The organism is Phormidium sp. CCY1219 (genome assembly GCF_055795085.1).
The window spans coordinates 1-14911 of the sequence record NZ_JAYFEQ010000482.1 but is presented as its reverse complement, the minus strand read 5'-3'; the positions used below and the strand labels follow the sequence as shown (position 1 = coordinate 14911).

The window sequence follows — 14911 nt, the reverse complement described above, 5'->3', positions numbered from 1 at the left end:
CGAGGCAGAGGGGAATTGAGGGTTCCCCAAACGCCGGGAGGGGGCGATCGCCACCCGGGTCAAAACAGTTCTTCCAGGGGATTTGGGGAAGAATTGTTTTGAAACCGTTGTTCCTTGAGAGTTTCCTCGCAAAGGGTGCGATCGCGACTGCTGATATTATTCGAGTATTGCAGATAATCGTGCAACCAAGTACAAGCGCGGCGGGTTAAATCCTCCAGATCCAGATTCCAGAGAATCACCGCATGGTCATCCCCCGCCGAAGCAATAGTTTTACCATCGGGACTAAAGGTGACATCGAGGACCCCAGAGGTATGACCTTGGAGGGTTTTGAGTAGGGTTCCGTCTTTGAGACTCCAAAGTTTTACCGTATTATCCCAACTTGCCGAAGCGAGGAGACGACCATCGGGAGAAAACGTCACGCTTTCCACACTATCGCTATAGCCTTGCAAAAGGGTTTTAGCCAAAGTCCCGTCCAGGTTCCAGATTTTCACCGTATTGTCCCAACTTGCCGAAGCCACCAACTGACCGTCAGGAGAGAAAGTCACGCTAGTGACGTAGGATTGATGGGGGTTAGATCCGGCCAAAGTTTGCAGCAAGCGACCATCAAGACTCCAGAGTTTAACCGTGCGATCGTCCGATGCGGAAGCGAGCAAATTTCCACGGGGAGAGAACGCCACACTATTGACGCGATCGCCGTGACCTTCGAGAGTTTTGACTAAAGTGCCATCCAAGCGCCAAATTTTCACCGTGCGATCGCGAGAACCCGAAGCAATGTACTGACCGTCCGGAGAAAAACTCACCGCATAGATGCGATCGCTGTGACTTTGAAGCGAACCGCAGTCCTCCGAAGCCACCGCATCCCCCAAACTAGGATCCACCAACGTTTTCAACAGTCGTCCATCGCGACTGCTCCAAATTTTCACCGTACAATCTTGAGATGCGGAAGCAATCAACGGGTCCACCGGAGAGAAACTCACCCGAAACACGCGACCGGTATGACCCTCAGGCCCGCTTAACGTCATCACCTCCTCCGCATCGCCAGTTCCATCTGGATGCCAGAGTTTCACCGTATTGTCCCAACTTCCCGAAGCGATCGATTCTCCATCCGGGGAAAAACTCACGCTAGTGACGCGAGACTGGTGTCCCGCCTGGCCGGCCAACATCTTCAAAAACCGATCCTTATCCTTGAGTCTCCAGAGGCGGACCGTTTTATCAAAACTAGCAGAAGCCAACGTGGTGCCATCGGGACTAAAATTCACAGTAGTGACGCGACCGCTGTGACCCTGGAGGGTTTTGACCAGGGTACCATCGAGTTTCCAGAGTTTAATCGTATTGTCATCAGAAGCAGAGGCAAAAAACTCCCCATCCGGACTGAAACTGAGACTAAACACCATATCCTCGTGAGCTTTCCAACTTTTGACCCCAGTGCCATTCAGGGGAGTGACGCGGATGGTGCGATCTACGCCAGCAGAGACCAGATGAGTGCCATCGGGACTAAAAACGACCACCGTCACCCAATCCTCGTGTGGCGGGAAAGTTCTCGCCAGGGTGCCATCTCGTCGCCAGAGTTTCACCGTTTTGTCATCGGAAGCCGAAGCGATGAACGCCCCATCCGGACTAAACGTAACCCAGTTAACCGACTCCCCGTGACCGACCAACGTATTGACCAAACTGCCGTCCGAGGTACGCCAGAGTTTGATAGTTTTGTCGTGACTGGCGGAAGCCACCAATTTGCCATCCGGGGAGAAACTGACGCTATAGACGCTATTTTGATGGCCGGTGAGGGTGTGGAGAAGGGTACCATCTCGGTGCCAGAGTTTAACCGTGCGATCGCGACTGGCGGAAGCAATGAGCTGACTGTTGGGAGAAAAGCTAACACTGGTGACTTCTTGGGCGTGACTGATGCCATCTTCCTCAGGCAAAGAAGGGTCTACAAACGTAGCGCGTTTTTTGCCGTTGCGATTCCAGAGTTGCACCTTATTGTCGTTGCCCCCGGAAACGATTAATTCGCCATCTGGGGAGAAATTGACGCTCCACACTTCTGCGCCATGACCTTCCAGGCGATTGCGTTCTTTCACGCCATACACGGCTTGTTGGAGAGCAGCGATGACGCGAATTTTAGTTTCCGCATCCGGGTTTTGGGCCTGTTTGAGTTCTCGCCACGCGCGCAAACTTTCCATCAGGGCATCAAATTCTCGATTGGAAACAAACAGGGCTTCGCTGGAGGCACTAATGGCAGTAATTTGAGCGTTTTCCACGCTGATATTGGCCTGTTCTTTTTTGACCAGGGCAAAGGTTCCAGCTATAGCGAGTAGGAATACCGCAAAAGCCAGCCATCCCCGTTGGTTCTTGAGGATTTGATTGCTTTTTTCCAGTTCTACTTGAGTCATTTTTTTGGCTTCTTCCGCTTTGAGCAAACGAGCTTCTGGCCCAAAGTCTGTTTCGTATTTTTGACGAACCGGGTAAACGAGATAATCGTGGACGAGTTGATAGCGATCGCCGGATTCTTCCCGATGGGTAAAGACCAGACCAGCTCCTTCGAGGATTTGCAAGATGGAGTCTAGTTTATCACCTTGCATGTTGGCGGCGGTGGCTAATTCTTCTTTGGTTTTCAGCGGGCGGGTGTTTTTTTCATCCGTCAGACCGTACAGGAGTTCCCACGCATTTTTTTCCTGTTGCGGACCGCAATCGCGAACCACTTGTACTAGGGAACGTCCGATTAAGATTTCTTTTGGGTTTGCGCCGAGTTGCTGATAGCGTTCCAGGGTGGTAATGGGTTCTTCTTCATCTTGTAATTGGGCACCGACGAGCTGTAGTTCAATCGGTCTGACCTGTCCCATTTCGCTAGCTAAATCCTTGACCAATGCATCAATTAATTCGCTTTCTAAGTAAAATTGAGAGCGTTCGGTCAAGGTGTTAATGACTTCCCGGGCTTGGTCTTGCGAAAAGTCGGCCAGATGATAGCGAATTTCTTTGCTGAGGATGTCGTTATTAATGGCATCGAGTTCGCAAAATCGTTCGCATTCGAGGAGATAATATAAAAAGTCCGTTCGTAACGAGAGGATAACCTTGACAAAGGGAATGTCGAGGCAGGTTTTCAAAAAGTCATAAAATTCCCGTCTTTTTTGTGGGGATTTGTTGACAAAAAAGAATTCTTCAAATTGGTCGAAAATGAGGACCACGATCAGATTGCGGTCGATGTGGCCACGCAATTGAGCGATCGCCGCCGAGGCGGTAGATTCAGACTCGGAGGGGCTATCGTCATGGGGGGGGGACTCTGCCAAAGCGGGAAAAGAGAGGCGCACCGCTTCCTGGAGGTCGCGGGAGAGGGTTCCCATCCAATCGGTGTAAGAGCGAACGATAATCGGCAAAGCGATGCGATCGCCCAGGGAACGTCTTTGCAGGGCCGGAACCAGACCTGCATGAACCAAAGAGGACTTTCCGACCCCGGAATCTCCATAAAGAATGGTCAGCTTTTTATCCGCACGATTCATCCGTTCTAGCAAGCGTTCCACATCTTGCTGACGACCGGCGGCGGCGAGAACTTGTGGGGGTGCGGGAGCATCGTCCCAGGCAAATTGAGGTGGGGGAAAAGACGGTTTGGGGTCGTTGGGGGAAGCAGTTTGCGGTTGCAGCAAACCCGCGCCAATGAAAGCGCGGAACCCGTAGAGAGTTTCGATCGCCCGCAGTTCGAGTTTAATGTGAAAGGCTTCGAGATAGTTTTGTGCGTCGAAGTAAAGCGATCGCAGCAGCTTGAGAATGGAGAGGTAAAGTTGCGGATCCCGCGCCGGATCCGCCTCCACCCGAGCCAGATGAAGGATAGAAATGACGTCTTGGGAGGGAAGGAGTTGCGATCGCGCCCCCGGGCGTTTGGGCGATCGACGGATCGAGGTATCCCGAGAAGCGGCATCTTTCACCATTGCGCGCGCCAGCAAATAAAGATACAACCCCCGATCCTGTCGCTGGGGGATAGGTGCCGCCGCTAAGGTTTCAATGGCGGATTGAGCGAATTCCTGGCTCGGATTCCACTGATGGCGAGCCTGTGCCACTTGCGCCAAAAATCCATAGTCGCGGGCTAACTGCACCGGCTGGTGTTGATGCAGGTGCAAGCCTTTTTCCGCCTGTTGTTGCAGTTCGTCCCACTGTTCTAAATGGGTCAGCACTTCGCACAGCAGGGGGAGAAAATTCGCCACCGGAGAGGGCTGTTGCTGCGGCACAAAAATGTCGATGCACTGTTGCAGGCAATTTCGCGCTTGTTGCCAATGTTGTTGGCTTTGGGCTTGATGTAATTGTGCATTGCGACAATGGAGTAGGGCGAGGTGAAATAGTAAGATGCCCCAGCGCGAGGGGTAAGACGCCAGATTTTGCGTCTCTTCCGGGGGTTGGGGGGAGAGCTCAGCCAGTTCGCGTTCGGCTCTCGGCTGCCAAATTCTCAGGCTGTGTTGATAGTGGGTGAAGGCGCTATCGAGGCGATCGCGGCAAAAATCATCTCGCCCTAAGACGAACTGCACGCTGGCTTCTAAGTCGGGATCCAGGATGACGCCACGACTGTGCAAATCTTTGAGTGCCGATTCGATTTCTTTGCGCGCGGCGGTGGGGGAGGGGTGACACCACTGGTATCCACTTTCTGCGCTCAGGGTCAATAACAGTCGTTCTAACAGGTCCCGGGCTTCTCGCTCGAGTAGTTCGAGCAAGCGCTGCGTGGGCATTTCAAATTTAATCGAGGTCGCCGCCCAGCTTTTGAAGTCCGGTGCAAAGCGAATCAGGGAGGCTAAGACTTCTTCGGTGACCCACAAGACGAGGGGGAAGGGAAAGTTTTTGCGAAACTCATCGCGGACTTGATTGCTCGAAGCGAGTAGCTGGGGGATGGCGATCGCCGAGTCTAAGCCAAATATTATTACGGCTGAGGGCGCTTTATCCGAGAGGGCTTCGCGAATGGGGGTGTAAAGGCTGGTGGCGGTGGGCGGTAGAACCACAGACACCAGAGAATTCTGGCGCAATTTGGGATCCTCTCGACACAGTTGTTTGAGGCGAGCGACCATTTGGGCTTGCAAAGCGGTATAGTTGCACCGCACCAAAATCAGAGAAAAGTGCCCTTGGGACAAGGCGATCGCTCTGATTGTGGTTTGCAAGGAGCGATCGTTATAAATGGCTATCTCATTAGGTCGGTGCGGGTCTGTCATCTCTTCTGTTGTTCTGCTTTGCACAAAAGCCAAATTATTACCAAACCAGCACCCTTGTTCGTTATGGTATTTTACTGTTGCCATCACTTTCGTGCCATTCTTAGCATCTGAGTTCCAAGCTTTGCGATCCCCGAACCGTGCTGTGGGACACCTAAAGTGTTGCAGATTGTAAAATTCCGCTTGACAGCTAACTACTGTGCTGGCGGATCTTGGCTCCCGATTTGACTGCGATCGTCGCTTGTCTTGAATTTCTCTCCCGAGTTCAAATGGAGGTGGATTCTCGAGCGCGTTTTAGATCCAATCGTCAAACCTCTGGAGCAGTTTTATCCTGGCTTCGGTCGTTTCATCCTTATTGACACAGCCAGATAGGCTCTGATTGAAGATGGCCCAGTTGCGCCATTCCACGAGCGAGCTTGGTTGGCAAACAGCCTCCCTTACTAATGTTCAACGGTTCAATCCGAACCCTGCTTTTCATATTGCTCGTCTTGGCTATGGTGCGAATTTTGTCTCTCCATTGCATTTTTTCAGTTTCCTTTTGTCATCCATATTATAATAGAAGCGTTAATTTTACAAAAAATTATCCTCGGCTTTTCTGCAATACAATTTACGGCTTTTCACGGATTGATTGGAATATGAATTCCAGGTCGTCAACACTTCATTGGTCAACATCGGATCGAGTTGGATCGCAGGATACTTGGTTGAGATTATGGTTTGATGGTACCGAGAAAGTTCGCCATTGGATGAATAAAAGAGCCAGTTGTTCAGCCGTCACAATTGTGCAATATTACTTTTTCGTCAGATAAAATTTTGACCCAAAAATCAGGTTATTCAGGGATGGCTATTCGACATTTATTCGGGACAATCAGACGCGATTTTGGAGAAATTGTTGCCGCAATTTGGGAAAAACCGCGTTTCGTTAAAAATGCCTTTCTCTCTTTGCATTCTGGGGAGATTGAAAGGGCGGATTTAGGGCGGGAAGCGTGACAATCAAGAGGGGAAATTTTAACCCTGAATAGGGGGCGAACCGCCGCCGCCAGTTTGGGAGAGGCAGATCGTCGTCTGGGGTGGCTTTAGGGGCAGCAGGGGGATGTAAGTCTGTGCCAGTTTTATGGGGCGATCGCGGGGGATACTTGCATATTTTTGCTAACTGTGCGGTGTCATTCCCTGCCCCTGTGGGGAATCAGTTCGTTGTTGTTCTACCTCAATGATTTGAAAATCCCCCTGGGGATTAACCCTCCCGGGGCTTTGTTTTTACTACACTTTAACCGCTTTGTCTTCTATCCGGGGATAGGCTTATCCCCCTCAACCGGGAGCAAATTCCGCCACATCATCGGAAATCCGCGAATTTTTCCCGTTTGTTTACTGAGTTCATTATGATTCCCCAAGGGGGAACTTACAAGGGAAAACCCTCGGATTGTTAAGCTAAGTTTTCAAGCGGATATCTGGTGGAGGCTGGCGGCGATCGTCGTTAGGAAGGTGAAAATTTTACCAGGGGCGAATTTCTAAGCGGGTTCCGGGAGATTTTGTCTGGTACAAATTTCCTTATTTCGCCGATTTTGTTAGTGTATATTTCAATGGAGTGAATAAATTTACCAGACTGTATGAATGGAGGGGAAAAAAGGTGATAAAATTTGCCAAAAACGTTTCAATAAGTGGATATAAAGGGTTTGTTTGTTGTAAAAACAACCGGAAATAGCAGCTGCTGATGCTAGTAACGCCTGGATTGTCGAATTGGCAAGCCCCTCGTGGCGTTAAAAAGCGTGCCACGAGGGGATAATAACTGCCCGAACGAGGTAGCAAAAATATCCCCACAGTTAAAGACTTTTCGGGGGAAAGAATTGGGGGGGGAGGATGGGGATGGGGAGAGAAGACGCGCCATATGAGAGAGAGGGCAAAATAACGGTTTTGCCAAAGCGCGGATTGAAGAAGTATTCTGAGGATTTTTTCAGACGCCAAAGCCGAAAAGAGGGGTTAATATTCAACCCTCAACCCTGACGGGTTTGCCAAGTTTTAAACTTAGCGGCTTCTGCCAAAGCCGGATTAATCCAATACCAGCGGCCATCGCGATCGCGGTATTCAAATAAAAACATGCTTCGCAGCAAAATTTGATAATCTTCATCTCCCCGGACACTGCCCTGTTGCAACGCTTGGAACAATAATTCCCACTCATCATCAGTAATAGCAGCAATCAGGTCATCGCGGTATTCCTTAATCACATTTTCGAGACACTGACGAGAGAAAGGCGGGTCTTGTTGTTGCAAACAGCTATAAAGCAAACCGAGTAAATTCCGCACGTGGCCGCCACTGACACAACAAAGACGATCCAAAGTTTCTGGGGTATCGAAGACGAAATCGATTAGACTGAGACGTTCAGTGGGTGCCACATAAGGAAAAGCGCGGGCGAGGACCATTTGTCTGAGCAGATTCATGCCCTTGTCAAACATATTGCCATCGCGAGAGTGAACTGGAACCATTGGCAACACTTTTGGTTTAACGCCAAAGCGAGAACTCAATCTGCCGAGATCGTTCGAGAAAATCAGAGCCAGAGGAATAGTGTAAACCATATGGCAACTGAGTTTCCGCAGTTGTTCGCCGCGATCGACAAATAAATATTCTGGTTGAGTGCGACCCGAGGGTTTGCGAGAACTGTCAACCCGGTCGAGATTATCCACAATAACCACCAGACCGGTTTTTCCTTGCTGCTTAAGCAACTCATTGGCCGGTTCGAGTAACTCAGTATTAATTGCTTCTAAAATATTATTTGTTCGGGGTTCGAGATATTGTCGCAGTTGATGGCGCAGTTTGGGGCTATGTTTGGCTTTCGCGGTAATCGAGCCAATCCCGCCGGGAAGGGAAAAGCCGAATTCTCCCTCGGAACTGGCATTAAACGTGCCAACACCGGGAATCGAGGCTTCGCCGGTCAGTTCGATAGGAGTTTGCAACATCTCAGCGGCACCTTGGAGTAAATCCTTAAAGCCATGTTTGGGTTGCAGAGTGATTTGAGACTCTTCCAAGCTTTCGGAGACCTGACGAGCAATGCTGAGCAAGATTTCAGTGATATCCACATCAGCCATATCCAAATCATGGGAAGATTCGAAATAGACCACGTGAAATCCTTGTTCTTCTAACTCTTTTTTGAGGCGGAACAGCTCGGTGGACTTTCCGCAACCGATATGTCCGGTAAAGAGTTGGCAAGTCGGCTCATCTCCAGACAGCAAAGAGATGGTGCGTCCCAATTCGCGAATGATGTTGCCTCCTCGGACCGAGGAAAAATCGATATAGTATTGCCGATCCTCCTGATTGCTCATGTCGAGGGTTTTGCTTGGGTTACAGGCTTTAAAAAATCGCGGTAAATCTAATTTCATCGGCGTCTAAACTCCCAAATGGCGTTTTCCTTGTCAAGTATAGGTGGCTCTGAGATCTCGAAACCTGCTGATGGTGATAGGTTTCTCGACAAACTCAGGCATAAATACATTAAGCAGGGATCGCGCCCGGATGCCCGGATGATACCAGAAGGATTTTCCAGTGGATGGCGCATCGATCGCCAACAAGCTGGGGTGGCGAAGCCGAAGCGTCTGCAAAGCGAGTTGCAAGGGCATTGCTCCCGTGGAGGTTTGGGGCGTCAGGTAACGGTAAAATAGAGCTTTAGCGTTTTGAAAGAAAGATGGGGCGATCGCCCTGTGTGATTTTTGAGCAAAAATGTTCATCCTAGATCAGTGCGATCGCGTTTGGTTGGTGGAGATAGAGATCGACTCCCAACCCATTGGTTAGGGAGATGACGATAAACCAGGATTAATGTTTAAACACCGTATGATGAGCTGTAATTAGCATAAATGAGAGGTAAAGATGGGTACCATCCAATCAGTCTCTCAGTCTGAATTAGCGCGTCGCCGTCGTCAGTTGCGGCGCAACGCCCGGATAAAAGCGTTTCAGCGCAGTTGGCAATTGTTGGCGGTGAGCGCGCTGACGGGAGGATTGATTTGGGCAACCACATTACCGGGATGGGTGATTCGCCAACCGACTCAGGTGGCGATCGTCGGTAATCAATTGCTCTCGGCGCAGGCGATTCGGTCCCTGGTGCCGTTATCTTATCCGCAATTTCTGTTAGAAGTCCGCCCGCAAGCGTTAGCTGAGGCGTTGGAGTCATCCGGCCCGATCGCGATGGCTCGGGTGTCGCGTCAGTTATTTCCGCCTCAACTGAGGGTGGAGGTGCAAGAGCGCTATCCGGTGGCGATCGCCACCTACGGCAATTCGGCATCCGAATCGCTCTCTACCGAGTCGAGGGTGGGGTTGCTCGATGAAAATGGGGTGTGGATGCCCCTAGAGAGCTATACGGCGATCGAAACCAGTCTGCAACTGCCGTCGCTCAAGGCGATCGGCAATCCAGCGGAGTACCGCCCTTACTGGGCTGAGGTTTATCGCGCGATTCGTCAGACGCCGCTGAAAATTCACGAGATCGATTGGCAAGATCCGAGCAATTTAATTTTGAAAACCGAAATCGGACCGGTGCATCTCGGTCCTTACGGCTCTCGCTTTGCCACTCAACTCAATGTGTTGGCGCAAATGCGGCAACTGCCGGATCGGATCGATCCGGGGCAGATTGCCTACATTGACCTGAGCGATCCGGATTCTCCTTCTTTGCAACGCCGATAATTGTCCCTTGGCGCATCCGCGACGCCCGCGCGGATGCAGCCCCATGCCAAGGGTGCTGGAGCCACCTGGATCCGGCAGGGGCAGGCGGGAAGGTCAGACCCCCCTTGACAAATTGTCAGCATTTCTTACTGGTATGGTTGGTGTTCTCGGACAACTTAGCCTATAGTTGACCTTGAACTGCCTTAAATTTAGAAGTTGTATTTCAATATTCCCAATACCAATGACACTTAATAGTAAACTAGGGGTTGGAAATGAAAGCCCTCATTCTGAAGAACAATCAGGATTTCCCTTGGCAGTGGACAACTCCAATCCGTTTAACAACACAGGGTTAATATTGGGTCAGAATCGCGATAACCGGCTCCCCGGGGAAGAATCCAGGAGTAACGATATTGTGCCGAGTAGTGTAGCCAAAATTAAAGTGATTGGCGTCGGCGGCGGTGGGTGCAATGCCGTCAACCGCATGATTGCGAGCGAAGTCTCGGGCGTCGAATTCTGGGGCGTCAATACCGATGCCCAAGCGTTAGCGCAGTCTTCTGCGACCAAACGCCTGCAAATCGGTCAAAAATTGACACGCGGTTTGGGCGCGGGCGGCAATCCGGCGATCGGTCAGAAGGCGGCGGAGGAATCTCGCGATGAGATTACTCAAGCTTTAGAACAATCTGACTTGGTGTTTATTACCGCCGGTATGGGCGGTGGTACGGGTACGGGAGCCGCTCCCATTGTGGCCGAAGCGGCTAAGGAGGTGGGCGCGCTAACCGTCGGGGTCATCACTCGTCCGTTTACTTTTGAGGGTCGTCGTCGCACGACTCAAGCTGATGAAGGGATCGCGGCGCTGCAAAGTCGCGTGGATACTTTAATCACGATCCCGAACGATAAGCTGCTGTCGGTGATTTCGGAACAAACGCCGGTGCAAGAGGCGTTCCGCGTGGCGGATGATATCCTCCGTCAGGGGGTTCAGGGCATCTCGGATATCATTACGATTCCGGGTCTGGTGAATGTGGATTTCGCTGACGTGCGGGCGGTGATGGCGGATGCCGGATCCGCTCTGATGGGGATTGGTGTGGGGTCGGGTAAGTCTCGCGCCCGGGAAGCGGCTTTGGCGGCGATTTCTTCGCCGTTACTGGAATCTTCTATTGAAGGGGCGAAAGGGGTCGTGTTTAATATTACCGGCGGTACGGATCTGACGTTGCATGAGGTGAATGCGGCGGCGGAAACGGTTTATGAAGTGGTGGATCCGAACGCGAATATTATTTTCGGGGCGGTGATTGACGAACGATTGCAAGGCGAAATCCGCATTACGGTGATTGCGACTGGATTTTCTACCGAACCGCAAAGTGTCTCTCCGGCGGCTAGAGTTACGCCGGTTCCCCAACCTCAACGTCCGACGCCAAGCAGACCTGCCGCAACTCCACCGCCGACTCCGACTCCGGAACCTCGTCCGAAAGGTCCGGGTTTGGATATTCCCGATTTTCTCCAACGGCGGCGTCCTCCGCGTTAGGGGAGTGGCTGTTCGCCCCTTTGGGCCGATCGCGAATGGGGTGGCTGGTGTTTTGGCTTGGGTTTTGGGGCAGGATGGATATTTGGGCAATACGGGCGATGCGGCGATCGCCCGTTGTTTTTTCACGATCGCTTTCTCCCCGCTAATCCCAACCCTGACGTCTGTTTTTTTGTTTGACAACTTGCTGCTGGCCAACAGCGGCATCCTGTAGGAGCAATCCGCAAATGACTGTCAATGCTTTCTCAACTCCTCCCGTGGCGCTGACGATCGCTGGTTCGGATAGCGGTGGCGGCGCGGGGATCCAGGCGGATTTGAAAACCTTTGCTTTTCACTGTGTCCACGGCACCAGCGCCCTCACTTGTGTGACGTCGCAAAATACCTTGGGGGTGGCGCGGGTGGATGCTCTGCCACCGACAGCGGTCATAGCACAAATTGATTCTGTTGTCAAGGATATTGGCGTGCAAGCGGTGAAGACGGGCATGCTCCTGAACCGGGAGATTATTCAGACGGTGGCGCAACAGGTGGAGGCGCTACAGTTGCCGAATCTGGTGGTGGATCCGGTGATGGTGTCCCGGGCGGGGGCGCAGTTAATCGACGATGGGGCGATCGCGATGTTGCGCGAATCCCTGCTGCCATTGGCGGCGATCGCCACCCCCAACCGCTATGAGGCTCAAATTCTCAGCGGCTTGACAATTCACACTTTGGATGATATGCGCTCGGCGGCGCAACGGATCCATCAGTTGGGGGTGCCAGCAGTGTTGGTGAAAGGCGGGGGGATGGCCGGGGAATTGTGCGGTGTGGATGTGTGGTTCGACGGCGATCGCCTGGAAACCTTGAAAACCGCGCGAGTCGATACAAAGAATACTCACGGTACCGGATGCACCTTGTCGGCGGCGATCGCTGCGAATTTGTCCTTGGGGTGCGATCGTTGGTCTGCAGCGAACCGTGCGAAAGCTTACGTCACTTCGGCACTGCACGCCGCCTTAAGTATAGGCGGCGGACAAGGCCCGCTGGGTCATTTCTTCCCCCTGCAGGAAACCTCGGCTAATCTCAAACCCCTTTGACAATTTCCGGCTGACGGTGCCCCTGCGAAAAAGTAGGGATCCGACATGAAAACAGTTGATTTTTCGGTTCCTCTAAACCCTACTCCTTCGCGGAAACCTCTTGTGGGATTGCGCGAACTTGCTTGCGTTTGCGATCGCGCATCGCACCCGCACCGAAGACGCCGAAGCCTAATATTGCCATACCAGAAAAAGGTTCCGGAACCGATGCGGGTTCTTCCTTCTCCAGGGCCATAAAGGCGAATTCTCCCAGGTTCTCGTGCGAGGCTGTGGTGGGATGGATGTCATCCCAAAATGCATACTCACTCGGATTATCGCACGCAACCCCCGTCTGTGAGTTCAAGCAAGGTTCGGTGACGTTTGTGAACCCTAAACTTGCCGGATCGTTCAAAAGGCGATCGAAGATTGCATTCACGTCAAAACTTGTCAGCTTGACATCCGTAGGGAGAGTATTCTCCAAACTGTTAAGCGTCCCCGCTAAACCTGCATTATGAAGCCGAGTCAAGTCATTCAGGGAATCGGAAACTTCTGTATTTTTCGTGCGCGGTAGACTGCCCAAATCCGGCAGGTTAGGGACTAAGAAATTTTTGGCTTTATCATTGGCAAGAGAAGCGATCGCGGTGGATAAATTAGCCACGGATTGACTGGGGTCGGTAACGCCCGCATTCAGATAATCATTGGGTCCGGCCCATACAATATAAAGAGCGTTGGGATCGAGGGATGCAGGGGGATTCGTAAAGCTATCGATCTGGGCTAGCAATCCCGGTGCCTGAGATACAGTAACGTTCGTTTCTCCTGTTGTCGCACCACCATAGGCAAAATTTGTTTGCGGATTAACGCTTAAATTCAGATCCTCTGCTAGATATTCTACCCAAACCGGGCCATTAGAAAAACGTCCGTTAAAGTAAGGCGGACTGGGTGGAATTTGCCCCTCAGTCTGTTCAAATAAATTACCCGTATCGGAGAGGCTGTCGCCGAATACATACATCTCGCTAAAACTGGCAGCCCTTGCCGAAAGGGGAAACAAAAAAGATAGCAGGACAACTCCACTTGCTGCTAAAATGTTTTTTGGCCGGGTAAATTTTCTTTGACTTCTATTCATCTCTTACCTCTACAATAAAATCACATGTTACCCTCCCCTAAATTGCACGCAAACGGGGAGAGACTAGGTAAATTTTTTCACGGTAAGGGAATAATCGTCATCTTGCCCGAGTTGGAAATTCTGAGAGGCAGGGGAGAGGTGATTCTGCTTTTCGGGTGAGCTGCCGCAATTTCAGCGATTTTCAAACCCAATCTATTGGGAGTAGACAAATGAAGAGATTTGTGGTAATAAAGCCAAAGACTTTGCCCGCTCTCTGAGATAAACCCCTTGTTTGGCAACAGAGATTTAAAGGGCGATCGCGCTGTAGGGCGGGCAAAAAGTGGCACAGAAGCAAAGGGAGATCGCGGGGCATGTTTAATCAAACAGGCTTTTTTGAATTCCTACAGGAGAAACAGACCTCACTTTCTTCTGCTGCTTCGGTTTTGGCTCTTTTGTCGTCAGATCGACACCGCGTAGTTTGGGGGGTCTCCACAGTACGGTATCTTCCGGATCGTGGCTGCGATATCGCTTTAAAGCCGTGTCACGCTTATTGGTGGCATAGCAATAGCTACAGCCAAAAATACAGGTGTCATAGGCAGCAATATCCACTGATTCTACACAGCCACAGTCTTGGCGCGTGGGGGCAGATTTGAGGCGCAGGTCGGAATCGGATCTGAGCATTCTAATAATATCGATATCGATACAATGCGCTTTTTCCAAACCTTCCACAATTAACGCATCTTCGCAGCAGGAATATAACTTGATTCCTCGGGGTTTGGCAATCTCGCGTAGTTGCTCAACCAGTGAGCGTTTTTCGTCTAGGGAAGGGCGCTGAAACTTTACGCCATGCGTTTGGGCAACTTTACCGAGGTTGCGTTCTGTTTTGCCGTAAAAGTCAACAAATGAAAAATAGCAGCGTCGGGTATAGCCTTCTAGCTGGCGAGTGAGGAGGTCGAATCGTTCTAAGTGATAAGAGGGCGGGGTCGCGTCGCTAAGTACAATGGGGTCGTAGCGCCACTGCACGCGATCGGGAGAAAGACGCCGGGACAATTCTTGGAACGTTTGGATGGATACCTCCAGGGGCGGATTGTGGCTTTCTATGATTTTTGGATAACCGATAATCGTGAAGTGAAAGTAAAAGCAATAACCCTGCTGGTGTAGGAAATCCAGGTGTGGGAGTAGGGGTTTCGGGTTGCGAGTCCAAAAAGCGATCGCCAAACAGTCCTCTGGTAACAGCGAGACGCGGTACACCTTGCTGCTGAAGGGGTTAAGCCAGTGACAGAACCCAGCGTGAATCCGGTTGAGGAACCACTTGGAGTAGAATGCGGGAATATCACTCCGACGACTGGCGCTAATCATTTTCATCGAAAATTAGGGGTTGGTAAGGGGGGCGAATGGAAACCCCTGTCATTTATGTATGGGGAGGAATTCGCCC

Annotated in this window: 10 protein-coding genes; 6 read left to right on the top strand and 4 right to left on the bottom strand. The window is 51.3% G+C overall.

Annotated elements, in window-relative coordinates:
• Nucleotides 1–59: 59 nt before the first annotated feature.
• On the bottom strand, nucleotides 60–5267 hold the full coding sequence (locus tag AC0QH1_RS12450) for a WD40 domain-containing protein (RefSeq protein WP_324631455.1): 5208 nt from the start codon (nucleotides 5265–5267) through the stop codon (nucleotides 60–62).
• A 690-nt stretch (nucleotides 5268–5957) separates the two neighbouring features.
• Here AC0QH1_RS12450 and AC0QH1_RS12445 point away from each other — a divergent pair.
• A complete protein-coding gene (locus tag AC0QH1_RS12445; protein WP_324631453.1) occupies nucleotides 5958–6167 on the top strand; it encodes a hypothetical protein in 210 nt (69 codons plus the stop codon).
• A 1001-nt stretch (nucleotides 6168–7168) separates the two neighbouring features.
• Here the strand turns inward: AC0QH1_RS12445 and AC0QH1_RS12440 are convergent.
• Nucleotides 7169–8548 carry a P-loop NTPase fold protein gene (locus AC0QH1_RS12440; RefSeq protein WP_324631452.1) on the bottom strand — a complete coding sequence of 460 codons (1380 nt, stop codon included), beginning with the start codon at nucleotides 8546–8548 and terminating at the stop codon, nucleotides 7169–7171.
• Between the two features lie 138 nt (nucleotides 8549–8686).
• Here AC0QH1_RS12440 and AC0QH1_RS12435 point away from each other — a divergent pair, with 138 nt between their 5' ends.
• The 5 genes from AC0QH1_RS12435 to thiD all read left to right on the top strand — a co-directional run bounded on the left by AC0QH1_RS12435 (nucleotide 8687) and on the right by thiD (nucleotide 12398).
• Nucleotides 8687–8824, top strand: a complete 138-nt coding sequence (locus AC0QH1_RS12435) for a hypothetical protein (RefSeq protein WP_324631451.1) — start codon at nucleotides 8687–8689, stop codon at nucleotides 8822–8824.
• A gap of 205 nt (nucleotides 8825–9029) precedes the next feature.
• A complete protein-coding gene (locus tag AC0QH1_RS12430; RefSeq protein WP_324631450.1) occupies nucleotides 9030–9836 on the top strand; it encodes a cell division protein FtsQ/DivIB in 807 nt (268 codons plus the stop codon).
• Between the two features lie 220 nt (nucleotides 9837–10056).
• The gene (ftsZ, locus tag AC0QH1_RS12425; protein ID WP_324631449.1) at nucleotides 10057–11334 is read left to right on the top strand and encodes a cell division protein FtsZ; all 1278 of its coding nucleotides are present in this window, start codon (nucleotides 10057–10059) and stop codon (nucleotides 11332–11334) included.
• 4 nt (nucleotides 11335–11338) lie between these two features.
• Nucleotides 11339–11545: a hypothetical protein gene (locus AC0QH1_RS12420; RefSeq protein ID WP_324631448.1), complete on the top strand. Its 207-nt coding sequence runs from the start codon at nucleotides 11339–11341 to the stop codon at nucleotides 11543–11545.
• Nucleotides 11546–11558: 13 nt separating this feature from the next.
• Nucleotides 11559–12398 (top strand): bifunctional hydroxymethylpyrimidine kinase/phosphomethylpyrimidine kinase, encoded by an 840-nt coding sequence (gene thiD / locus AC0QH1_RS12415; RefSeq protein WP_324631447.1) that lies wholly within the window; start codon nucleotides 11559–11561, stop codon nucleotides 12396–12398.
• Between the two features lie 79 nt (nucleotides 12399–12477).
• On the opposite strand, the gene AC0QH1_RS12410 is transcribed toward thiD, so the two are convergent.
• Both AC0QH1_RS12410 and AC0QH1_RS12405 read right to left on the bottom strand, forming a co-directional pair.
• Nucleotides 12478–13497 carry an SGNH/GDSL hydrolase family protein gene (locus AC0QH1_RS12410; RefSeq protein WP_324631446.1) on the bottom strand — a complete coding sequence of 340 codons (1020 nt, stop codon included), beginning with the start codon at nucleotides 13495–13497 and terminating at the stop codon, nucleotides 12478–12480.
• Nucleotides 13498–13851: 354 nt separating this feature from the next.
• Nucleotides 13852–14841, bottom strand: coding sequence for a DUF1848 domain-containing protein (locus AC0QH1_RS12405; RefSeq protein ID WP_324631444.1), 990 nt, complete (start codon nucleotides 14839–14841; stop codon nucleotides 13852–13854).
• Between the last annotated feature and the right edge of the window lie 70 nt (nucleotides 14842–14911).